20 protein-coding genes are annotated in these 22,885 nt (G+C 45.6%); 15 read left to right on the forward strand and 5 right to left on the reverse strand.

The window, feature by feature from the left end; translation table 11 throughout:
* Positions 1-11: 11 nt before the first annotated feature.
* The 5 genes from Nant_RS17870 (at position 12) to trmH (ending at position 5,235) form a co-directional block, all read left to right on the forward strand.
* Entirely contained in the window at positions 12-335 is a 324-nt protein-coding gene (locus tag Nant_RS17870; protein WP_054342985.1) for a DUF6482 family protein, read from the forward strand.
* A gap of 167 nt (positions 336-502) precedes the next feature.
* The gene (locus Nant_RS17875) at positions 503-1,021 is read left to right on the forward strand and encodes a hypothetical protein (protein ID WP_054342986.1); all 519 of its coding nucleotides are present in this window, start codon (positions 503-505) and stop codon (positions 1,019-1,021) included.
* Positions 1,022-1,079: 58 nt separating this feature from the next.
* Complete coding sequence (locus Nant_RS17880; RefSeq protein ID WP_054342987.1) at positions 1,080-1,763, forward strand: ABC transporter ATP-binding protein; 684 nt, start codon at positions 1,080-1,082, stop codon at positions 1,761-1,763.
* Positions 1,747-4,266, forward strand: coding sequence for an ABC transporter permease (locus tag Nant_RS17885; protein ID WP_054342988.1), 2,520 nt, complete (start codon positions 1,747-1,749; stop codon positions 4,264-4,266). The genes Nant_RS17880 and Nant_RS17885 overlap by 17 nt, the downstream gene beginning before the upstream one ends.
* Before the next feature lie 270 nt (positions 4,267-4,536).
* A complete protein-coding gene (gene trmH / locus Nant_RS17895) occupies positions 4,537-5,235 on the forward strand; it encodes a tRNA (guanosine(18)-2'-O)-methyltransferase TrmH (RefSeq protein ID WP_054342990.1) in 699 nt (232 codons plus the stop codon).
* A gap of 35 nt (positions 5,236-5,270) precedes the next feature.
* On the opposite strand, the gene Nant_RS17900 is transcribed toward trmH, so the two are convergent.
* A complete protein-coding gene (locus Nant_RS17900; protein WP_054342991.1) occupies positions 5,271-6,233 on the reverse strand; it encodes a LysR family transcriptional regulator in 963 nt (320 codons plus the stop codon).
* A 134-nt stretch (positions 6,234-6,367) separates the two neighbouring features.
* On the opposite strand from Nant_RS17900, the gene speB reads away from it, so the two are divergent.
* On the forward strand, positions 6,368-7,339 hold the full coding sequence (gene speB, locus Nant_RS17905) for an agmatinase (protein WP_054342992.1): 972 nt from the start codon (positions 6,368-6,370) through the stop codon (positions 7,337-7,339).
* A gap of 266 nt (positions 7,340-7,605) precedes the next feature.
* Here the strand turns inward: speB and Nant_RS17910 are convergent, their stop codons facing one another.
* Positions 7,606-8,307 (reverse strand): hypothetical protein, encoded by a 702-nt coding sequence (locus Nant_RS17910; RefSeq protein WP_054342993.1) that lies wholly within the window; start codon positions 8,305-8,307, stop codon positions 7,606-7,608.
* Positions 8,308-8,963: 656 nt separating this feature from the next.
* Between Nant_RS17910 and zigA the strand changes: the two genes are divergently transcribed.
* From zigA to Nant_RS17925, 3 genes are all read left to right on the forward strand, one after another.
* On the forward strand, positions 8,964-10,181 hold the full coding sequence (zigA, locus tag Nant_RS17915; RefSeq protein WP_054342994.1) for a zinc metallochaperone GTPase ZigA: 1,218 nt from the start codon (positions 8,964-8,966) through the stop codon (positions 10,179-10,181).
* The gene (locus Nant_RS17920) at positions 10,178-10,858 is read left to right on the forward strand and encodes a DUF1826 domain-containing protein (RefSeq protein ID WP_054342995.1); all 681 of its coding nucleotides are present in this window, start codon (positions 10,178-10,180) and stop codon (positions 10,856-10,858) included. The genes zigA and Nant_RS17920 overlap by 4 nt, the downstream gene beginning before the upstream one ends.
* Positions 10,859-11,097: 239 nt before the next feature.
* Entirely contained in the window at positions 11,098-12,585 is a 1,488-nt protein-coding gene (locus Nant_RS17925; protein ID WP_054342996.1) for an aldehyde dehydrogenase, read from the forward strand.
* A gap of 48 nt (positions 12,586-12,633) precedes the next feature.
* Here the strand turns inward: Nant_RS17925 and Nant_RS17930 are convergent, their stop codons facing one another.
* From Nant_RS17930 to Nant_RS17940, 3 genes are all read right to left on the reverse strand, one after another.
* Positions 12,634-13,470 (reverse strand): response regulator transcription factor, encoded by an 837-nt coding sequence (locus Nant_RS17930; RefSeq protein ID WP_054342997.1) that lies wholly within the window; start codon positions 13,468-13,470, stop codon positions 12,634-12,636.
* An 84-nt stretch (positions 13,471-13,554) separates the two neighbouring features.
* Positions 13,555-14,937: an aspartate aminotransferase family protein gene (locus Nant_RS17935; RefSeq protein WP_054342998.1), complete on the reverse strand. Its 1,383-nt coding sequence runs from the start codon at positions 14,935-14,937 to the stop codon at positions 13,555-13,557.
* A 254-nt stretch (positions 14,938-15,191) separates the two neighbouring features.
* The gene (locus Nant_RS17940; protein ID WP_238377186.1) at positions 15,192-15,914 is read right to left on the reverse strand and encodes a GntR family transcriptional regulator; all 723 of its coding nucleotides are present in this window, start codon (positions 15,912-15,914) and stop codon (positions 15,192-15,194) included.
* A gap of 219 nt (positions 15,915-16,133) precedes the next feature.
* On the opposite strand from Nant_RS17940, the gene Nant_RS17945 reads away from it, so the two are divergent.
* From Nant_RS17945 to Nant_RS17970, 6 genes are all read left to right on the forward strand, one after another.
* Complete coding sequence (locus Nant_RS17945; protein WP_054342999.1) at positions 16,134-17,471, forward strand: glutamine synthetase family protein; 1,338 nt, start codon at positions 16,134-16,136, stop codon at positions 17,469-17,471.
* Positions 17,472-17,709: 238 nt separating this feature from the next.
* Entirely contained in the window at positions 17,710-18,801 is a 1,092-nt protein-coding gene (locus Nant_RS17950) for a polyamine ABC transporter substrate-binding protein (protein ID WP_054343000.1), read from the forward strand.
* 162 nt (positions 18,802-18,963) lie between these two features.
* Positions 18,964-20,133: an ABC transporter ATP-binding protein gene (locus tag Nant_RS17955; RefSeq protein ID WP_082400362.1), complete on the forward strand. Its 1,170-nt coding sequence runs from the start codon at positions 18,964-18,966 to the stop codon at positions 20,131-20,133.
* Complete coding sequence (locus Nant_RS17960) at positions 20,130-21,089, forward strand: ABC transporter permease subunit (RefSeq protein ID WP_054343001.1); 960 nt, start codon at positions 20,130-20,132, stop codon at positions 21,087-21,089. The genes Nant_RS17955 and Nant_RS17960 overlap by 4 nt, the downstream gene beginning before the upstream one ends.
* Positions 21,086-21,901, forward strand: coding sequence for an ABC transporter permease subunit (locus tag Nant_RS17965; RefSeq protein WP_054343002.1), 816 nt, complete (start codon positions 21,086-21,088; stop codon positions 21,899-21,901). Before Nant_RS17960 ends, Nant_RS17965 begins: the two co-directional genes overlap by 4 nt.
* 111 nt (positions 21,902-22,012) lie before the next feature.
* Positions 22,013-22,747 (forward strand): glutamine amidotransferase-related protein, encoded by a 735-nt coding sequence (locus Nant_RS17970; RefSeq protein WP_338011163.1) that lies wholly within the window; start codon positions 22,013-22,015, stop codon positions 22,745-22,747.
* Positions 22,748-22,885: the final 138 nt, after the last annotated feature.

The following is a 22,885-nucleotide window of genomic DNA, read 5'->3' on the forward strand; positions in this document are numbered from 1 at the left end:
GGGGAAGGTTTATGCAAAAAACTAAGTTCTCGATCAAGGATATTAAGTCGCAACTCACTACTGTAGATATGCTTACAGTCTATTCTTATGAGATGAATGTTTACCTTATTAAACTTAGCGTAGGTGATAGCACCGGGTGGGTTTGTGAAGGTAACAGTCCCAAACGTTTTACTAGCTCGCAGCAGATTCGGGATGTCTTTGAAGGCCTGAATATATTAGCTTCGCAGATGTTACACGAGTCGCCTTATGATGAGATGATCGGTAATCCAGTGTCTGTACAAAGCACAAGTACGCTACCTTTCTCTATGAGACAGCCATACGAATTAAGGTATTGAAAGGTTAACTCGTGTTACTGGATGACCAGAGTATGAAGCCATCCCAAAATAAGTATAAACGTCATTGCTTTCAGCCGTATGACTAACCCTGATAACCTTAAGGGTCGTATTTTTGATTATGGCAGATGATAGTTAATTTCCAACGTCTCTAATAAAAGGAAGTTTTCATGATGATAAAAAAAATAGTAAGTTTTGCAGCTCTTATGCTGCTGTCGGTGGCGTCTGTAAACGCCAGTGTCATGGTAAATTTTTTAGAAGGTGCCCCTAAAGATAGCTTTGTAATCACCAATACTGGTCAATGCTCGTTACAGGCTGTTCGGGTCGATATTGACTTAACAAATACAACGGGGGGGTTGATCTTTGATACCACGGCGAACGGTGCTGGAGTGGAAGTCTTTCAGCCATTTGAAGTAACCAAAGGTGATATTCAGTTGAAAGACAAAGCCAGCGTGAATGACGGTGACAAGATATTGTCAGTTATCATATCCAGCATTCAGCCAAATGCATCGGTCAGCTTTACTATTGATGTCGATGACACCATGCGAAAAAGTGAACGTGGCATGATCATCGTATCTGGTGCTGAAATTGAAAACGGCTTGGTTACGGTTACGCAAGGTTCAGTTGCCAGTTCCGGCACTTTTGGTCGCAACAGTAAAGCTATGGTTAATATGGCTTCTTGCTCATAGAAAGCTGATATGGATTAGCGCGAAGTTCGACTCATTCATAATATTTATCGAGTAAGCAATGATTAAACTACATAATCTCTGTATGAACTATAACCTTGAGCAAGCGCAATTGAATGTATTAAACGACGCTCAACTAAGCATTGCAGAAGGTGAGACTCTAGCAATAGTTGGCCCGTCCGGATCGGGTAAAACAACCTTGCTTACTTTGCTTGCGGGTCTGGAACAGCCATATTCTGGCGATATAATGCTGGATGGGGTTAAGTTAAATGAGTTAGATGTAGATTCATTAGCCGATATTCGTCGGGACAAGCTAGGTATTATCTTTCAGTCTTTTCATTTAGTTCAGAGTCTTACTGCTCTGGGCAATGTCGCACTTCCACTAGAAATTGCAGGAAATAAGAATTCGTATCAACTCGCCCGTAAAATGCTTGATAGGGTTGGACTGGCTGAACGTGAAAAGCATTATCCTGCGCAGCTATCTGGTGGAGAACAGCAACGCGTGGCAATTGCGAGAGCATTAGTACACAAACCAAAACTGGTACTTGCAGACGAACCAACAGGAAACCTTGATGTAGCCACAGGTGCAACCATCATCGAACTCTTGTTTTCTCTTAACATGGACACAGGTTCAACCCTGGTATTGGTTACCCATGATGATGAAGTAGCACGGCGCTGCAAACGCATCGTGCGACTTCAAAACGGCAAGTTAGTTGAGGATCAGGATCATGCGTTTTCTGTTTGATTTCGCATGGAGAGATCTTCGTTCGAGTGGTCAGTCATTGTGGGTGTTTTTTGCCTGCCTGGTATTGGGAGTAACCCTCTTATCAGCCACGGGTGGTCTGTATCGTTTGGTAAACCTTAGTTTGCTTGCTGATACTCGTGCAATTATGGGTGGAGATTTGGAGGTGGTTACTAACCAGCCGTTAACCGGGGAGGCACTAAACTGGATCAAAGCTAATGGTGTGGTTTCAATGGTAACTGAAGTAGATACCATGCTTGGAACCGAAAGAGATCGTTTTTTGCGAATTGAATTGCAAACCATGGATGCGCAGTACCCTCTATATGGTGGCTTAGTGTTGGAGCCATCGAGGCCACTTTCGAAGATCACAGCGTTTACTAATGACCAGTGGGGCGTTGCAATTGATCCAACGCTGGCAAATCGACTCGACATTAAGGTTGGCGATAACGTAACTATCGGAGCGCTAACAATGAAAGTGAGGGCGCTTGTCCTCAAACAACCTGATAGAAGCCTGAATGCTGACTGGCGAGGAACGCCCGTTTTGTTGAGTGCTGAGGCGCTGCAGGCATCGGGTCTGATCCAGCCCGGCAGTCGAATAGATTATGAATACCGTGTACGCACTAATCAGTCAGCAGAAACATGGAGATTAAATTTTTATGATGCATTTCCAGACGAAACCTGGGAAGTAAGAACGTTCAATGATCGTAGCCAACGTCTTTCAGAGCGTTTAGGTCAAGTTGCTTCAGGGTTGCTGATTATAGGCTTTAGCACTTTGTTTATTGGCGGTCTCGGTGTGTTTAACAGTATACAGGCCTATCTGCAGGGTAAATTGAAAACTATCGCTACTCTGCGCGCACTTGGATTGCGCAACAGACGCCTTGCTATTGTTTATCTTTTACAGATCGCAATTCTTGCCGGAGCGGCTAGCTTGTTGGGTGTATTGATCGGCAGTGGACTGACGTTAGTCGGTGCTTCGATTGTGACTACCCAAATTCCATTAAGGATCAACTTCGGTGACCTTTTTTATCCAAGCATTATTGCCTTCTTTTTCGGCTTATTGACAGCCTATAGTTTCGCTTTACCCGCACTAGGTAAGGCACTCTCTACAGACCCCGCATCACTTTTTCGTGGCCTGGAGCAGAAAGGCATGCCGCTTCCACACAAATGGTGGCTAGCCACTTTAGCGTGCGCCACATTGATCGTTAGCATGATTCTGCTTGTGCTGCCAGATACCCTGTTTGGGGTTGGTTTTGTCCTGGTGATAGGTGCTCTATTGTTGATTCTTGATTTAGTCGTGCGGGGTATTAGACGTTGGGCAAGGTTAATGGAAGATCACCCGTGGATGAGAGGGCGCCTGGCGTTGAAGCTGGCGCTAGCTAACTTACACAGACCGGATAATAATTTGCGAATTTCATTAATTTCATTAGGTTCTGCGCTAACCCTCTTAGTTGCTTGTACTTTAATCGTCGTGTCGTTGTTACGTACGCTAAACGCTACCATTCCCGAACAATCTCCCGGTCTGGTGTTGTACGATGTTTTAAACGATCAGGTTGATGTTGTCGTCGATGCTATCGAGAGTTTACCCAGTGTAAAAAAAGTTGATATAGCACCGTTAGTCAGAGGTCGCATTAACGCGTTAAACGGTCGTGTACTCAGTGACGTTGATCAGCTAAATGAAATTCAACGGCGTGACAGTTCTCAGGAACGTTACAAGCTGAGTTATTTATCCAATAACATCGATGATGTCAGTATCGTCGATGGTGCATGGTGGTCGGAACCCGTTAGTGGATTACCAAAACTTGCGTTTGAGGATCGCGAAGCCAACAAGCTCGGGTTACGCGTGGGGGATGTAGTCACTTTTGCACTCCAGGGCACCAGCTTTGATGCAGAGATTGCCGCAATTTACAGTCAAAAGGGTATGCAAACACGGTTTTGGTTTGAAGGTATTCTTTCTAAGGGGGCTTTGGATCCATTTATTACAAGACATGTTGGCGCCGTATATATCGATGACGAGCAAGCAATAGCTGCGCAAAACCGTATCGCAGTCATTGCACCCAACGTTATAACGGTACGAACTGCTTCACTGTTGCAGGTAGCCCGTCAAATTCTGGGTAAGGCTGGTTCTGGGCTTGCTGTGGTCGCGAGTGTCAGCCTGTTGGCGAGTTTGTTGGTATTAATAAGCGTTATGGCTGCCGGTAGAAACCGGCAAATATATGAAGCGACTATCTTACATAGCCTCGGTGTGAGAATGGCAACCATCAAGCATAGCCTGCAATTGGAATATATGCTGCTTGCACTTATCTCCTCAGTGTTTGCGGTATTACTCGGTTCTGCCATAGCATTACCATTGCTTGAATTTCGTCTTAAATTACCCTCTACAGATTTGGTTTGGTTAGGTGCTATCGTAGCAATAGTGGTAAGTACTTTAGCTCTCGGGTCTGGCGCAGCCTATCTTTTACGTCGACTCCGATTGAAGCCGGCTGTCTTGTTGCGCAGTTCTAATTGACCGATTTTATTATCTTATCAGGACAGCCCAAAGATGCCTTTAGCGAGCCGAAAACAGACAAATTTACGTACGTTTGTGGTTCGCTGTTTAGTTCGCTATCGGAGGGTATAAAGGTTTCCGGGAAAGTTGTCAGCTTTGCCATCATATTTTACCACAAGGATTCGGATACCAGTATGTATCTGATAAACGTAATTTTAAAAACGGACAATGCAGTTCCGTTTGCATTTTTTCGTTAAAATAGCGGATCTAATAAGACTTCAGAGCATAATAATGACACCGGAACGCAAACAGAAACTGATTTCTACCCTCGAGCGGCGTCAGCCTGATCTGCATTTGATCACTGATCAGGTGCATAAACCGAGGAACCTTGCCGCGCTTATTCGTACTTGTGATGCGGTGGGTATTCCTTATGTGCATACCGTCACACCAAAAGCCGGTTATATATTCAAGGGCACGGCAAAAGGTAGTGATCGCTGGGTTAAAATGATTAGCCATGATAGTTGTGAGCAGGCGATCCAGCAGGTGAAGTTGCAAGGCTTAAAAGTGTATGCAGCGCATTTCTCTGATCGGGCTGTGGATTATCGGGATGTAGATTACACTATCCCCTGCGCGATTCTTATGGGTTCGGAAAAAGAGGGGGTTAGTGATGCGGCAGCCGGGTTGGCTGACCAGCATATTCTTATCCCTATGATGGGTATGGTAGGGTCGTTAAATGTCTCCACGGCGGCAGGTATTATCATGGTGGAAGCGCAGAATCAGCGTTTGAAAGCTGGTTTGTATAATGAGTCGCGTCTTGATCCTGACGAATTTACCGATACGCTGTTTGAGTGGAGTTTCCCGGATATGGCTGATTTCTGCTATAAAAAAGGGTTGGCGTATCCCCCTCTGAATGATGATCTGGAAATGCAGGATTCCGCTGCATGGTATCAGGCTATTCGGGATGATACGGCGATTAAACGCAATTGGTAAGTTTGATCCATAGTTATAAGGAAGCTATAAGGAAGTTATAAGGGATCTGATAAAGGCGTTGATAAGAAAGGTGGCGTGTTACTGCGTTGGCTTCCCAGAAGAAAAATCTGTTCTTTAAGCCAGCATAGCCCCGGATCATTATCGAATAAAGGATGGTGGATAGTCGTCATCTCAATGCTCGGCATTCCTTCAGGCGGCGTGACGACACGTACGGCTAACATCTGGCTGAACAGGTTCGCCATATGAGAGGGAAGCGTGATGATGGCGGATGTCTGGGCGACGATACGCGCGGCAGCCATGTAGTTGACGGTGCGCACAATCGATTGACGTGATAGCTGCTGAGTGCTCAGCCAGTTATCGATACTGCTTGAGTTGTCGCCTGTGAGATCAGAGAATACCGCATGTGGCAGATTAATATATTGCTGAATCGATAAGTTGTTTCCTACCTCTGTGTTAGCGACACCCGCCAGACAGACCAGTTGCTCGGTTATCCAGTGCTCAGCAATCAGATGAGCCGGTATTTTTTTCGACGCATCCATCCCTACAACCAAATCCACCTGTCGGTTTTCGAGTTTGGAAGATGAGGCATCCTCACTAATCATCTCTATTTGTAATCTGATATGCGGGGCAATAGTCTGCAGATGACTCACCAGATCAGGAAAAATAACGGATTCAAAATAATCGGTGCTGGCAATGCTGAAAGTTCGTTCGCTGGTGTCTGCTGTGAATAGTTCGGTGGGCTCCAGCGTACGCTCTATGAGCTCCAATGCCTTGCGTATCTCGGGCAACATTGCCAGTGCCCGTGGTGTGGGTTGCAAGCCGTGTTCGGTTCTGACCAGCAACGGATCATTCAGGTACTGACGTAAGCGGTTCAGTGCATGGCTCATGGCCGACTGACTGAGAAATACTTTTTCGGCGGCACGGCTAACATGGCACTCGCTGATCAATGCTTCAAAGATGATCAGCAGGTTGAGGTCAAACTGACGTAGAGGTTTCATTTATACCGTTCGCTTTACTAAGTATTAATTTTATACATTTATATATTATAACTATGCATTTAACTAATGGTACTGCTGGGTTTATGCTTTCTTTAATGTTTGTCTAATCAAATTTTATAGATGAGGAAGAGTGGATGTCTGGTCTGAATGATGGCGCTACCAATGCTGATGTTACTAACGATAGTGTTTCTGTAGCGGATGCGGATATGCCTTTATACGCGGCTATGGGAATGACGTTTATGCAGTTCCCTGCCGTTACCACATTGCCACAATGTAATGCAGAAGTGATTGTTAGCGGTGTGCCGTTTGATATGGCGACATCCGGGCGTTCCGGGGCACGTTTCGGGCCACAAGGCGTGCGTCAGGCATCGGTAAATCTGGTGTGGGAAGGGGCGCGTTGGCCGTGGACGTTCGCATTGGATGATCATCTGAAAGTTGCCGATGCAGGCAACGTGACATTTAAGCATGGTGAGCCACAGACGCTGGTGGACAATCTGGAAGCGCATATTTCACATATTCTGGATGCCGGTAAAAGTGCATTAACCTTTGGCGGTGACCATTTTATTACGCTGCCAATCCTGCGTGCCTACGCTAAAAAACATGGTCCGGTCGCGCTGATTCATTTTGATGCGCATACCGACACCTACTCTGGCGGCAGTAAATATGACCATGGAACCATCTTCCATCATGCGGTACAGGAAGGCTTAGTCGACACTGAGCACTCCCTGCAAATTGGTATTCGGACCGCGTACACGCTTGAAAATCATCCGTTTGAAGTACTGGATGCGGCATGGGTGAACGATCTTGGTCCTGCTGCCACGCTGGAGCGTATCAAGCAGCGAGTCGGTGATAAAAAAGCCTATGTCAGTTTTGATATTGATGGCCTGGACCCTGCATTTGCACCCGGCACAGGTACGCCGGTTGTTGCCGGTATCAGTATTGATTGTGCGTTAAAAGTCATCCGTGGCTTGCAAGGTTTGAATCTGATCGGGATGGATGTGGTTGAAGTGGCACCGGCGTATGATCATGCTGAAATTACGTCTCTGGCAGGTGCAACGTTGGCGTTGGAATACTTATACGTGCTGGCCGCGAATAAAATGGCATAAGAAACCACCGCCGCTGATGCAGCGTAACCGTTCATTGTCGGTCATAGATTTACCATTTCTGGTGAATGAGGAGGCCAGCTTATCCCGCGATTAATCAAGCATTATCCAATGCTTATTTAAAGTCTCAGGGGCTTTATGCACTACGTGATGGCTGGATTAAGCTTCATCATTCTCAGTGAAACGCCCTGTGCGGATCCGATGTGCTTGCATACCCGGAGAGTACAGGGTGTTGTGGGGGCTGAGGGTTAGGTACCCTCAGCTACCGATTATGAGACTTTTTGCTGGAATTTAATTGATTCTTTTATCAGGTCAGCGGCGTCAATTACATGCGCTATGTCTGCAAGGCTGCCTATTTTAAGTGGCAGTGGACCAACGTGCTCGGTTTGTTTCAGAGCAAGACGCCATTCGTGCTGCCATGCGTATTCCTTGGATTTATTGAATACACTCAGTTGGCTGTGATGTAGCTTTCGTTCTACATAGCTGACTTTCCTGCCGATAATATTATTTTCTTCTAGTGTGTATATTGATTGATCATTGTCTATGGTGTTTTTTAATCGATGCCAAAATTCACTTATGTCGCTACCGCCTATGAAAATAGCCTTGTTGCCAAATTTTACAAAATTGCTTGATAAGCATAAGCCGTTCTCACCAGAGCTCAATATGTCTTGGTCACTGATAATCGTCATGCTGTAGATGTTTGTTTCATCCTGATGGCATTGCCGTAAATCAACTTTATCGACAAGGCCGGTAAAGACGTGTCCGTTTAGCTCTAGAGTTATATTCTCAGGCAGGAAGCTGGCTGCGAGTCCTTCGTGTGCATCGCCTCTCAATGCTGGTTCGCTATCCTCGTAAGCTCTAAAGTATTGAATATTGTTCATGAACAATAAGCCTTCATTTATAAAGCTGTGAACGTGTTTCTCATCCATGAATTTGATAAGCAATCGATTTCGGTTTTCTGGGCTCACCATTGGAACTTCCTAAAGGCATATAACAGTCTATTTATGAGGAGCGCGTCCTCATAATAATTATTATCAGGAATCCTTATAATTCCGCTAATAATTTCTTATGAACTTTAACCACATGATATTTATAAATAATAATACACGTAGCGCTACCTCCAGAAATTAATAGGGAAAGAGTAAACGAAGGTTTTATTGATTTTTTAAGAAAAATTACACTGGGTAAATAAATAATATTTGAAAAATAACTGCTCAATGTCTCACTCCCCATTCCTTTGGTTGATCTGCGAGTACAGGCTGGTTAGGCGCTATAGTCGTAGAACCATAGCGGCATAAATAGACTGGATCAAGGCCTATATTTAATTCATCTAATGAATATCTTCCCTAAGCTCGGGAGGTGATCGGGATAAGTATTAAAAATTGTCGCAAGAGGTTGCTAGCCCCTGGCTTCAGCTGACTCAGGCCGCAAGGGTTTGGGTAAACTCTGCGCCTTACGCCAGACGATCGTGAGTCCTGACTCTGTGTCGGATATCGCGCAGTCATTGGCGTCGCTCAGATGTTCTTTTTGGGTAGGCCAACCACACAACCTGCTCTTGATTTTGATAAGCTTTACAGATCTATATGTTATAACATAACATATAGATCTGTAACACTAGGTTAATATTATGACTGGAGTATCCAACATGGGGCAGCTGCCTGTAACCGTGCTTTCTGGCTTTCTTGGCGCGGGTAAGACAACCGTACTTAGCCATATCCTGAATAATCGTCAGGGGAAGAAAGTGGCCGTTATTGTAAACGATATGAGCGATATCAATATCGACGCCGCCTTGATCCAGAGTGAGGTGTCACTGAGCCACAAGGAAGAGAAGCTCATCGAAATGAGTAATGGCTGCATTTGCTGCACACTTCGTGAGGACTTGCTGCTGGAAGTTAATAAGCTGGCCAAAGACGGAAAATTCGATTACCTGGTGATTGAATCGACGGGTATTTCCGAACCTTTACCGGTTGCAGAAACCTTTACTTTTGCTGACGAAAATGGTCTATCACTAGCGGATGTAGCAACACTGGATACCATGGTCACCGTGGTCGATGCCGTCAATTTTATGCAGGATTACGACGCAGCGAAATATTTACAAGAAGCGGGTGAATCTTTGGGCGAAGAAGATGAACGCAGCGTCGCTGATTTGCTGGTGGATCAAATCGAGTTTGCCGATGTGCTCCTTATAAGCAAAACAGATTTGCTGGAAGAACCCGATGTCGGGAAGCTGATAGCTATTCTCAAGACCCTCAACACTGACGCGCGTATCATTCCTATTGCACACGGAGAAGTAAAAATTGAGGACGTATTGAATACCGGTCTCTTTAATTTTGAGCGTGCTCAACAAGCGCCGGGCTGGTTAAAAGAAATGCGAGGTGAGCACCTTCCCGAAACCGAAGAGTATGGCATTGCCAGTTGTAGCTATGTGTCCCGTCGTCCGTTTCATCCTGAAAAGTTCTATCAGTTTCTGCATAATACCCAGGATTTTGGCAAATTGATTCGTTCAAAGGGCTATTTTTGGCTGGCTTCGCGCCCTGAATTTGCCGGCCAATGGAGTCAGGCGGGAGGCATGGCCCGTTATGGTTTTGCGGGTATGTTCTGGAAAGCCATACCGAAAACAGAGTGGCCTGCTGATGAATATTCTCTGGCCTCAATACAAAAACAATGGGTCGAACCTTTTGGTGATATGCGTCAGGAATTGGTGTTTATTGGTCAGAATCTGGATCAAAAGTTGATGATTCAGGCGCTTGATGAATGCCTGTTATCGGAGGAAGAGCTACTTAAAGGTAAGGGTTATTGGGCGACGCTAAGTGATCCATTTCCAGAATGGGAAGAAAGCGCATGAATGCCCTAAGTACTCATATGGATCATCTGACTGCAGTGGATCTATTCCGAAGTAGCGCTACGGGTAAGTCGCACCAGATACTTACAGACATCTACAGGGATGATGTCAATATGGTTATATGGCAGCGTGATCTTTGCGACGCGTTAGTGTTGGCTGCTCATCAGATTATGGAGACAAAGCCGACTTTGAAAGTCGCTATGGCTGTCACGCCGAGTGATGCCTGTTCCGCTATCTACACCGCTCTAGGGTCTACAGAGTATGCACAAACCCTGAGCGAAGATATCGCACAATTGGTCGATATGTTCTGCTGTTTGTTTGGTCTCAAACGTGCTGGGTTAAGATTGGTTGCGCTCGATCGTGCCATGTGCCCCCGCTTTCATGTCGATAAAGTACCTTCTCGCTTGATGACGACCTATCAGGGTATCGCTACGGAGTGGCTCCCTAATCACCCGCTTGATCGAAGTAAATTAGGTGCCGGCAATGACGGTAAACCGGATGAACAGTCCGGGTTGTTTGGAACAAACGACGACATTCAGCAACTGACCAAAGGCGACGTTGCTTTACTCAAGGGCGAGGGTTGGCTGGGGAATCAGGGCGCAGGGCTGGTACATCGTTCACCTCATTTATCAGATAAAAAACGCCGCCTGCTGTTAACGCTTGATTTTATAGACGATTGAGCCGCTATTCCGGCCCGTCTTCATGGCGGGCCACAACAGGCACGGCGAATAAAATGGTATAAAAATCCGCCTGTGATGAATAGGCAATTAAGTACACATATCCTTAAGTGGGTTATCCAATGATAAGCGGCAGGCATCATCATGTTTGTCGCGCTGGCTACCTACTCAGGTGTATATATTGTGGTGCTCGGGTCCTCGTAGAATCATGCTAAATGCGGTCACAGTAGAGAGGATTAATAATGACAAATCATACCGAGTGGAAAGCGCTGAGTAAGTCTCTGACTTTTCGTCATCAAGCGTATATTAATGGTCGCTTTCAGCCCGCTATCAGTGGTGAAACCTTTCCCTGTATTAATCCTGCGACCGAGCAGCTGCTGGTGGATGTTGCAAGCTGTGACGAGGCCGATGTAAATCTTGCCGTAGAAAGTGCCTTGCAGGCTTATCGTTCAGGAGTCTGGTCAGAATTAGAGCCGAAACAGCGTAAGCGTATTTTGTTAAAACTGGCTGATTTAGTCGAGCAGCATAAAGATGAGTTTGCCTTGCTGGATACTTTGGATATGGGTAAATCGATATCAGAAATGACGGCGATTGATATTCCCGACAGCATTGATTGCATCCGTTGGACCGCCGAGTGTATTGATAAGATTTACGGTGAAATTGCGCCAACGGGTAATGATACCCTGGCGCTTATCAGCCATGAACCGGTGGGAGTCGTGGCGGCTATTACACCGTGGAATTACCCCTTGATGATGGCAACGTGGAAGTTAGCACCCGCGTTGGCTGCCGGTAACAGCGTTATTCTGAAACCTTCAGAAAAATCCCCTTTGAGTGCATTGCGCTTAGCCGAACTGGCTTCAGAAGCCGGTATTCCAGATGGTGTGTTTAATGTGTTGCCAGGCTTTGGTCATACGGCGGGTAAAGCGCTGGGGCTGCATCACGATGTGAATGTGCTGGCATTTACCGGCTCTACGAGAGTGGCGGGTATGTTGATGGAATATGCCGGCCAGTCCAACCTGAAGCGTGTTTGGTTGGAAGCGGGGGGTAAGTCACCTAATTTAATCTTTGAAGATTGTGAAGATGTGAAGAAAGCGGCGGCGACAGCGGCGGCGGCTATCTTTTCAAACCAAGGCGAAGTCTGTATTGCCTGCTCGCGTATCTATGTTCAGAAAAGCATTAAAGAAGCATTTATCGCAGCGCTGGTTGAAGCCGCTAAAAGTTATCAGCCAGGCGACCCACTTGATCCTGCTACCAATATGGGGCCGATGGTGGATGAGGCGCAATTAGATACCGTTGCACGTTTCATTCGCTCTGCTCAGGATGAAGGCGGTCAGGTGTTGCTGGGAGGCTTGCCTGAGTATATTGAAGGCAAAGGTTTTTATGCTAAACCGACCATAGTTGCGGAAGCTCATAATGGTATGACGTTTGTGCAGGAAGAGATCTTTGGTCCCGTCTTAGCGGTATGTGAGTTTGAAACTGAAGAGGAGGCGATTGCGCTGGCGAACGACTCTAAATATGGCTTGGGAGCCTCTGTTTGGACGGCTAATCTGTCACGGGCACATCGCGTTAGTCGTAAAATTCACAGTGGCATGATCTGGGTAAATACCTGGGGTGAAGGTGATTCAACTGTGCCATTCGGTGGTGTTAAAGCGTCCGGTAATGGTCGGGACAAATCCTTGCATGCTATGGAGAAGTATACTGAACTGAAGAATGTCTGGATCCGATTATAAGGCAATAAAAGTCAGTAGATGGATTAACGCAGGCCAGGCTGCGTTAATTTACACAGGCGAGGCTTCTGCGCTCGGCGTGGCGGCTTCCAGTTCATTCAGGTGGGCAAGAAAGAGCGTAAATATCTCGGATTGCGTTGATGTATGTAGGCGGGTATGGATATTTTTACGGTGTACTTTGACTGTCCCTAAACTGATATTCAGTTTGCTTGCGATGGCTTTAGATGAGTGTCCGCGGAGTATTAATCCTGATATTTCCTGCTCGCGTCGGGTCAGGATGCCGCTGCCAAAGGTGTTGATCGCCTGCTTCATGGCCCCTTCAGATTTTTCATACTTCACATATTCTTGTGACTGAGACAGCCAGAACTGCCGCACCAGCGAATTAATGATGGGATAGATCTCATTCAGACGATTGAGCTCTGCGCGTGTGATTGTTCCCAGGCTGGATTTCCGACCGAGTGAAATGGTGCAGGTAACGTCGTTATCCAGCTCAATGCTGAGGTTGATTTCGTCAACCAGGTCAAAATTTTTGTAACAGGTCTGATAATACTCACTGGTATCAAATGAGTCGGGAGCGATATCGGCCAGGCGACTCAGGTCAGGATTGCACCCTGTTTGGATAGCATTAAACAGCGGATCAAGAATATAGGCCTTGTTAATATAGGTACGTAATGTAGGGCTCTGTTCCGCCGGGTCGGTTGGATGCAAAATAATAGGTTTGAACGATTTCTTGTAAGTAACCATCAGAACGCTACTGACATTACACTGTGTAGCCAGTAAATCTGCCATTGCTTTAGGGAAGTTTCGCAGACGGATATGATCGATTAAGTAAGCAAGATCTTTTTGCCAGTTAATCGAGGTGCTGTTCAGACTGGGCTGGTGATTCATCCGCTTACGCTCTCCGCATATTAGCGTTTATTAAGTTTGATAGAGCAGCTTTGAAAGCTGCTCTATATTGGCTCTTTCCTGTAATTAACTAACGGATTTTAATGTCAGATCAAAGCAAAGACGTGCTTTTTCGCATAGCTCATCCACTTCAGCATGGCTGATAATCAGTGGTGGTGACGCGACCATACGGCTACCCACGGCACGCATGATAAGGCCGTTATCAAAACAATGATCACGACAGATCATGCCGATATCAACATTATCAGGGAAAAGCTCTTTGGTTGCTTTGTCTTTAACTAAGGCAATGCCTACGAGTAAACCAACGCCTTCGATATGCCCCACGAGCGGATGATCTGCCAGGGTTTCGCGTAATTTTTTCTGGAAGTATGGGCCAATATCCTTAGCGACATACTCAACAATGTTTTCTTGCTTCATCAGTCGGATGTTAGCGATGGCCACGGCCGCCGCGACCGGATGGCCAGAATAGGTAAAGCCGTGGTAAAAGTCTTCATCGTGTTCAATCAAGGCATTAGCGATACGATTACCGACAGCGACGGCGGCAATGGGCAGATAGCCGGAAGACAGGCCTTTTGCCATCGAGATGATATCGGGCTTGATACCTAAAGTTTCACTGCCAAACCAGCTGCCGGTGCGACCAAAACCACAGATAACTTCGTCTGCGGCTAACAGAATGTCGTACTTGGTACAGATTTTCTGAATTTCAGCCCAGTAGTTCGCAGGTGGAACAATCACGCCGCCCGCTCCTTGAATAGGCTCGCCAACAAAAGCGGCTACATTATCCGGACCTACCGCTAAAATTTTATCTTCCAGTGCTTTTGCACACGCGATACCAAATTCTTCTTCTGTCATATCTCCGGCTTCGCCATACCAATAGGGCTGACGGATGCGCTCGATGTTGGGCAGCAGTGGTGCGCCCTGTTTGTGCATGCCGCTCATTCCGCCGAGGCTGGTGCCGCCTAAGGTGCTGCCGTGATAGGCGTTTTCACGACTGATCAGAATGTTTTTATAAGGTTTGCCCTGAATAGCCCAGTAATGACGCACCATACGGATAATAGTGTCGATCGCTTCTGAACCTGAATTGGCAAAAAAGATACGATTCAAATCGCCGGGTGTAACGCTGGCAATCTCTTTAGCCAGCTCTGCTGCAGGGGAATGCGTCGTTTGGAAGAAGGTATTGTAAAAAGGTAATTCGGTCATCTGGTGAGTGGCCGCTTCAACCAGCTCTTTACGCCCATAACCCATATTGACGCACCATAGGCCGGCCATTCCATCCAGAATTTTATTGCCTTCGCTATCCCAGATATACACGCCTTGGCCTTTAGTAATGACGCGTGCGCCTTTCTTGTTAAGCGCGCCAGTGTTAGTAAACGGATGTAAATGGTGGTCTGCGTCTATGGATTGGATGTCTGCCATGACGGGTGAATTATTGTTCTTATCGTTGCGCATCTGTTTCTCCACAAGGCTTTCATAAATCGCTGAAAGCGAATAACTGAAAACGAATAGTTGTCGTATTTCTGGCGACAAATATGATCATAAATGAGGCTGATTTTCCGGTGAATTATCCAGAAGTTGAGGTTATTTTGTGATCACAAAATTAAAAAGTCAATTAAAAAGCACCAGAATCAATATTTAAAAATATCGTCTGATGCTTCTCTTGGGTGTCACTCTAATACCGGTGATGCAGGAAAATACGAAGAAAGTCAGGACGCGTCTGTTCGTGATTGTTCTATAAAACGTTGTAGTAGTTCAGGCGTGTTCGCAAAGGCGATGCCTTCTCTTATGTCGGCGGAGATGGCTAATTGAAGGGCGAAGGCATCCTTTTTTTCAATCGCAATCATAGCTTCATTATGGCGATCGACTAAATAGTGCTCTTCCAGTTTACTGGTGGCCAAGCGCATAAACGGACCTAATTGAAGCCATAGACTCTCGATCAGAGGCAGCGTGACCTGATGTGGATTTGCGGTATAAAGCAGGCGATGAAAATTTTGATTAAGAATGCTGATTTGCTCCAGATCATCGTTCTCCTGAGCCTGGTCAATTAAACGATCAAGGCTGTGAAGCTGCGCCAGACGTGCCGCATCAATGTAAGGTAAGGCACGTGCCGCTGCATGTGATTCAATCGCGATGCGTGCTTCACACAACTCGTTGAATTTCATGGCAGTCATTTTTGGGACGATAACGCGGCGGTTTCCCTGGATTTCTAAGGCGTTTTCCGCAGACAGCTGTCGCAGGGCTTCACGTACCGGCATTGGGCTGACGTTAAGCAGTGTCGCAAGTTCGCGTATGGTCAATGCACGGCCAGGCAGTATCTGACCATTCATGACGGCACTTCTTAATGTCTCATATACCCACTGGGTGATAGTTACAGACTCATCACGCTCAGTTAATGTGAATTTAATAGGAGACTTCTTATCCATGGTCATTATAGATTCTGGTTATTTTCTCCTATTCTAATGCGATCACTAAACAGGAAAAAGATTTTTTTCTTAAAAGACCTGATTGATTCTGATTTATTTTTGTGATCATATAAATCTATTCTTTGTGATCACAAAATATAGTTATTTCTTGAAGTGATTATGTGAAACTATGTACATATTATTTCGTTAAAATTGCACAAAAAAGATGTCGAGTGAGAATCTGCTATGAATTCTAAAAAAGCGAATGAGTTTGATCTGTTTATCACTGATTTGAACGGTAACCTGCGTGGCAAACGTATGCCTGCCAATGCGTTATCGAAAGTAATGGAAGAGGGTGTGAAGTTGCCTCGTTCAGTGCTGGGGTTTGATTTCTGGGGCGATGACGTACTGGAAAATGGTTTGGTATTTGAAACCGGTGATAGCGATGGCGTATGTATGCCGGTCCATGATGGTGCTGTATCCGTGCCGTGGGCTGAGTCGCCGCGCGATCAGGTATTAGCAATGATGTTTAATCCCGATGGCACGCCGTTTGGTGCAGATCCTCGTCAGGTATTAAGCGGTGTAGTGAAACGATTTAAGGCACTGGGGTTAACACCGGTAGTGGCGACTGAGCTCGAATTCTACCTGATGGATGGCAAGTCAGAGGAAACTCAGCGTCCTCGTCCTCCGGTACTGATTGAAGGGCACGGCCGTCGTTTGTCTGAAACAGACTGTTACTCCATTGATGAAATGGACTGTTTGTCTGCCTTCTTTACTGAAGTACGTGAAGTCTGTGAAATACAGGGCGTTCCTGCTGATACGATTATCTCTGAGCTTGGCCCCGGCCAGTTTGAGATTAATCTGAATCACGTAGCCGACCCAATGCTGGCCGGTGACCAGGCAATTATGTTTAAACGTCTGGTTAAAGGTATTGCGCGCAAACAAGGTTACCTGGCGACCTTTATGGCTAAGCCATACACGAAAAAAAGCGGTAATGGCATGCATGTGCATTTCAGCTTATTAGACGAAGACGGTAACAACGTTTTTGATAATGGCGGGGAAGAAGGCACGGATGTTCTTAAACATGCGGTTGCCGGTTTGATGCATACCATGGCCGATAGTATGTTGACCTTTGCGCCTCACATGAACTCTTATCGCCGCTTCATGGTCGGTGCGCATGCACCAACCTATGCCAGCTGGGGTTATGAGAACCGTACCGTGGCGATTCGTATACCTGAAAGCCCACCCGTAGCGCGCCGTATTGAACATCGTGTAGCGGGTGCTGATGCTAACCCTTATTTAGTATTGGCCTCTGTTTTGGCCGGTGCTCTTTATGGTATCGAAAACAAGCTAATGCCACCGGCACCAATTGAAGGTGATGCTAACGCTGAAAGTAACGATAAATTGGTATTACCTAATAAGTGGGATGAGTCCACTGAGGTTTTCAATAAGAGCGAAGTCCTTAAAGAATACTTAGGTGAAGAATTTATTCGTGTTTATACCGCTGCTAAGCGACAAGAACAGAGAAAACTGCATGAGCAGATCTCTGATATCGAATATGAAGCTTATCTGGGCTTATTGTAATTAATAGCGCTATTATTTTGGGCTGTTATTTGGGGTTATAGTTTTGTGCTAAATACCCCCCGGGGGGTATTTAGCCGCCATGCTTTACTGGCGTAAATTGAAGGGAGTGCTTTTATAGTGGTGGCAACTCCTCCGATAGCTGGATTGTCTGAAAAATATTAATAGGTAGCGTTGTGATTGCTGAATAAAATCCAGCTAACATAAAAATACAGGCGATGCCTGAAATGGAGAATGTTCAATGAGTCCTAAAAAACTAGGTTTAGTAGCCGCTCTGGCACTTACGCTTTCTACTGCTGTTGTTGCTGAAGAGAAAGTTCTTAATATCTATAACTGGTCCGATTATATCAATCCTGAAGCGATTGCTCAGTTTGAGCAGGAAACCGGTATTAAAGTTAATTATGACGTTTATGACTCAAATGAAGTATTAGAAGCAAAATTGATGTCTGGTAGTACCGGATATGATCTGGTGGTACCCACGGGCTCTTTTTTAGAACGTCATGTTAAAGCGGGTATCTATGCGGAAATTGATCGTTCGAAATTAACAAATTATGGCAATATCGACAGCGTCTTAGCGGAAAAAATATCGCGTCATGATGCAGACAATAAGCATAATGTTCCTTATGCATGGGGAACTATTGGCTTAGGTTATAACGAAGCCATGGTTAAAAAGCGTTTAGGCGACATGCCGCTTGATACGCTGGATCTGATATTCAAGCCAGAAGTGGCTGCCAAATTGGCAGATTGTGGTATCGGCTTGCTGGATTCTCCGGCCGAAGTCATGTCTATTGCGCTAAACTATTTAGGGCTTGACCCTAACTCCGAGAAAAAATCTGATCTTAAGAAAGCCACGGAGCTGATTAAATCAGCACGTTCTAGTTATAAATACTTCCATTCAGGCCAATATATCTCCGATTTAGCGAACGGTGAAGTGTGCGTAGCGTTGGGTTACAACGGTGATATTTTACAGGCTCAGAGCCGTGCAGAAGAAGCAGGCCAGGGTAATGTGATCGGTTATTCCATCCCTAAAGAAGGTACATTGGTATGGTTTGATCTTTTAGCCATTCCAGCGGATGCGCCACATCCTGATGCCGCTCATCAGTTTATTGATTTTGTTCTGAAGGCAGAAACGGCTGCCGCTATCTCTAACTACGTTTACTACGCGGTAGCCAATACGGCTGCAGAACCGCTACTGCTGGATGAGGTGCGTAACAATCCTGGTATTTATCCTTCAAATGAAGTGAAGGCTAAACTGTTCACGCAAAATGCACATGCAGCTAAGTACGATCGTTTATTGACACGTGCCTGGAGTAACATCAAAACCGGCCGATAATCCCGGCTAAGCCACGCACCCATAATAAGGGGGTGAGTTAACTCTCCCCTTATTATTCAAAGCAAGAGTCTCTAAGTAAGCCTTTCGTTAGCTCTTAAAAAGAGTTGGCTGCCAGGTTTATTTAGAGATTCCCTGATAAAAATAAATACCTGAGGGATTGTTATGACGTCATCTCAATTTAGTGAGCTACACACGCCGACAATGACGCAAACCGCTAATATACCTTTGTGGAAACGAGAAGGCGCTGAACCTTTTCTGAAAATTGAAAACGTCACCAAAAAATTTGGTGATTTTACCGCTGTCGATAATATTTCGTTGGATATCTACAAAAACGAACTGTTTTGTCTTTTAGGGGGGTCAGGGTCCGGTAAAAGTACATTGCTACGTATTATGGCCGGTTTTGAATCGGCAACTAGCGGACGTATTATAATCGATGGTATGGATATGGCGGGTATTCAGCCATGGAACCGCCCGGTCAATATGATGTTCCAATCCTACGCGCTGTTTCCGCATTTGAATGTTGCCGATAACGTCGCCTTTGGTCTTCGTCGTGAAGGCGTAGCGCGCAGCGAAGTAAATAAACGCGTCGAAAAGATGCTGGATATGGTACAGCTGGGAGCGCTCGGTAAGCGTAAGCCGAATCAGCTATCCGGTGGGCAACGCCAACGTGTTGCGTTGGCTCGCTCGCTGATTAAACGACCTAAGCTACTGTTATTGGACGAGCCCTTAGGCGCACTTGATAAAAAGCTACGTGAAGAAACGCAGTTTGAGTTGATTAATATCCAGGAAGAGCTCGGTGTAACCTTCGTTGTTGTGACGCATGACCAGGAAGAAGCGATGACGCTGGCAACCCGAATAGGCGTAATGAACAACGGTGTGATTGTTCAGACCGCCGAACCACATGTTGTTTATGAGTATCCTAACAGCCGTTTTGTCGCTGAATTCGTTGGTTCAGTTAACTTGTTTGAAGGCATAATAGTAGAAGATCTTCCTGATAGTGTTCGCATACGCTCTACAGAAGCCGGTGCTGAACTGCATGTTAATCATGGTATTAGTTGCGCGCCAAATCAGGTTGTGCATATGGCTATACGGCCTGAAAAGATAAAAATCAGTCGTCAAAAGCCTGAACAGAATGTGAACTGTCTCCATGGGGTCATTGAAGATATTGCTTATATGGGCAGCCTTTCAGTGTTTAAAGTGCGTTTGGCCAGTGGCAAAGATGTGCGCATCACGCAGCCTAATTTTGTCAGAGATATGGGTGCTCGCTTTACCTGGCATGACTCGGTTTATCTGTCATGGGATATGGACAGTAGTGTGGTGCTAACATCATGAGCATTTCCTCAGGATCTGCATGGGTCAATAAATCAGCATCAGGCATGGCCCGATATAATTTATTCAGACGTGTGAATTGGGGGCGCTTAGGGGTTATCGCTGTACCTGGTTTGTGGCTGGGTATCTTCTTTTTTATCCCTTTTTTGGTGGTCTTCAAAATATCGCTGTCTGAATCAGCCATTGCGGTACCACCATACTCGGCTATGTTCGAGTGGAACCTGGAAGATGCGTATGCCACTTTTAAACTCAATTTTGGTAATTATTTATATCTGATAGAAGATGATTTTTACCTTGATGCTTATATCAGCTCAGTAAAAATAGCAGCCGTATCAACCTTCTTTACATTGCTTGTGGGTTTTCCTATTGCTTATTTGATAGCCCGCAGTAAGCCTTCTTTACGCGTCGTATTGCTGTCGTTAGTCATTTTGCCATTCTGGACCTCTTTCTTACTGCGTGTTTATGCATGGATGGGTTTTTTGAAAAAGAACGGTATTGTTAATGAGTTTTTGCTCTCTACCGGAATTATCGACCAACCTCTCATCATGCTACAGACAGATTTTGCCGTTTATATCGGGATTGTTTATACCTATCTTCCATTCATGATACTGCCCTTGTATACCGCGTTGGAAAAAATGGATTTAACCCTCTTAGAAGCGGCGGAAGACTTAGGCTCTCGTCCTTACCAGAGTTTTTTCCTGATTACGTTACCGTTAGCGATACCCGGTGTTATTGCGGGTTGTTTGCTGGTGTTTATTCCCGCGGTAGGAGAATTCGTGATACCGGCATTACTGGGGGGATCGGATACGCTGATGATTGGACGGGTGCTCTGGGATGAGTTCTTCCTGAATCGAGATTGGCCCATGGCCTCGGCCGTCGCCATTGTGATGCTGGTGGTATTGGTGTTGCCTATCATGTTGATCCGTAATGCTCAGGGTAAAGAGGAGGTGCACTCATGAAACGCAGATCAATATTTCTTAATACAACCGCGATGCTGGGTTTCATATTTCTCTATGCCCCCATTATCTCACTGATCGTTTATAGCTTTAATAAGTCGAAGCTAGTTACGGTGTGGGGAGGTTGGTCACTTAAATGGTATACCGAGCTGTTTAATAATGAGCAGATAATGGATGCCGCATTGGTGAGTTTTAACATTGCCCTCATCAGTGCTAGCCTGGCGGTAGTGTTAGGCACAATGGCGGGCTTTGTGCTGTCCCGGATGGGGCGCTTTCGTGGCAAGATGATCTTGTCTGGCTGGATAACGGCACCTTTGATCATGCCCGAAGTCATCACAGGGTTGTCACTATTGTTACTGTTTGTGGCGATGGAAAACATGTTTGGCTGGCCCGCCGGGCGTGGCACCGGAACCATCATTATTGCGCATACCACTTTTTGTATGGCGTATGTTGCAGTGATTGTGCAGTCGCGCTTAGCCTCTATGGACGAAACGTTAGAAGAGGCAGCAATGGATTTAGGCGCTAAGCCTTCCTCGTTGTTTTTCCTGATAACTCTTCCCTTGATTGCCCCCGCTTTGATTTCCGGTTGGTTACTATCATTTACCTTGTCATTGGATGATCTGGTTATAGCGAGCTTTGTTTCCGGGCCGGGTAATAGTACCTTACCGATGGTTATTTTCTCCAAAGTGCGTTTGGGAGTAACTCCTGAAGTGAATGCACTGGCAACTATTATGATCGCGATTGTAGCGGTGGGTGTATTGGCCGCTATGTATCAGATGCGTAGACAGACAAAGCTATCGAGTGGACAGGAATAGCGGCGCGGATAACTTGTTTCGGGTGAACGTTAGCTTTGATGAACATTAACGTCGATTGAATATTAATAATGAACAGTATTAAGTAATGGTATTAAAGTAGTGGCGGATAACATGATGAAATTAGGGATTCTTGCAACAGGGATTACCCCGGATGAACTGCTGGGCGAATTTGGCTCGTACGCGGATATGTTTGTACAGTTGTTCAGCAAAGCAGATTGCCTGTTTGAATATGAAGTGTTTGATGTGCGGGACGATGATTTTCCGGTCAATGCATCACAATGTGATGGTTGGATCATCACTGGTTCCAAGTTTAATGTTTACCAGAATTTGCCGTGGATGCAGAAACTCAAACAGCTGATTCTTGATATCCATGACGCCAATAAACCGATGGTAGGTATTTGTTTTGGGCACCAGATTATTGCAGAAGCCTTTAACGGAAAAGTAGATAAATATAAAGGTGGCTGGGGTGTCGGCTTGCAACGCTACGAGCTAACAGGAGAGTTCGACTTTCTTCCTGCAGATGTACACTCGTATGTTATTAACGCTATGCATCAGGATCAGGTGGTCGTTAAACCTGTTAATGCCCAGGTGTTTTCAACATCACCTTTTTGCCAGTACGCCGGCCTTATCTACGATAACTGTATTATCACTTTTCAGGCACATCCTGAATTTACCATTGAATTCAGCGACGTATTAGTTGATCTGCGCAAAGGTGATGCAATCCCTGCCGATGTATCTGAACAAGGGCTGGCAACACTGCGTCAGAGTGATGCTAAAACTGACTCTGTTGATGTCGCGAAGTGGATGGCGATGTTTTTGAATAGCAGGGCGGTCAGTAAGGGTTAGGCTTAAAGAAGGTGCTTTGAAAGTGCTGCTGTTTGAGGTTATAAAACCGCTCTATTGAGCGGTTTTTTTGTGGCAGTGAGATCACTACGACATATCAAACCATACATTAGAGTGAGGTTATGTTTATTAAGCTTTTAG

Source organism: Neptunomonas antarctica, assembly GCF_001305295.1.
GTDB classification, from domain to species: domain Bacteria; phylum Pseudomonadota; class Gammaproteobacteria; order Pseudomonadales; family Balneatricaceae; genus Neptunomonas; species Neptunomonas antarctica.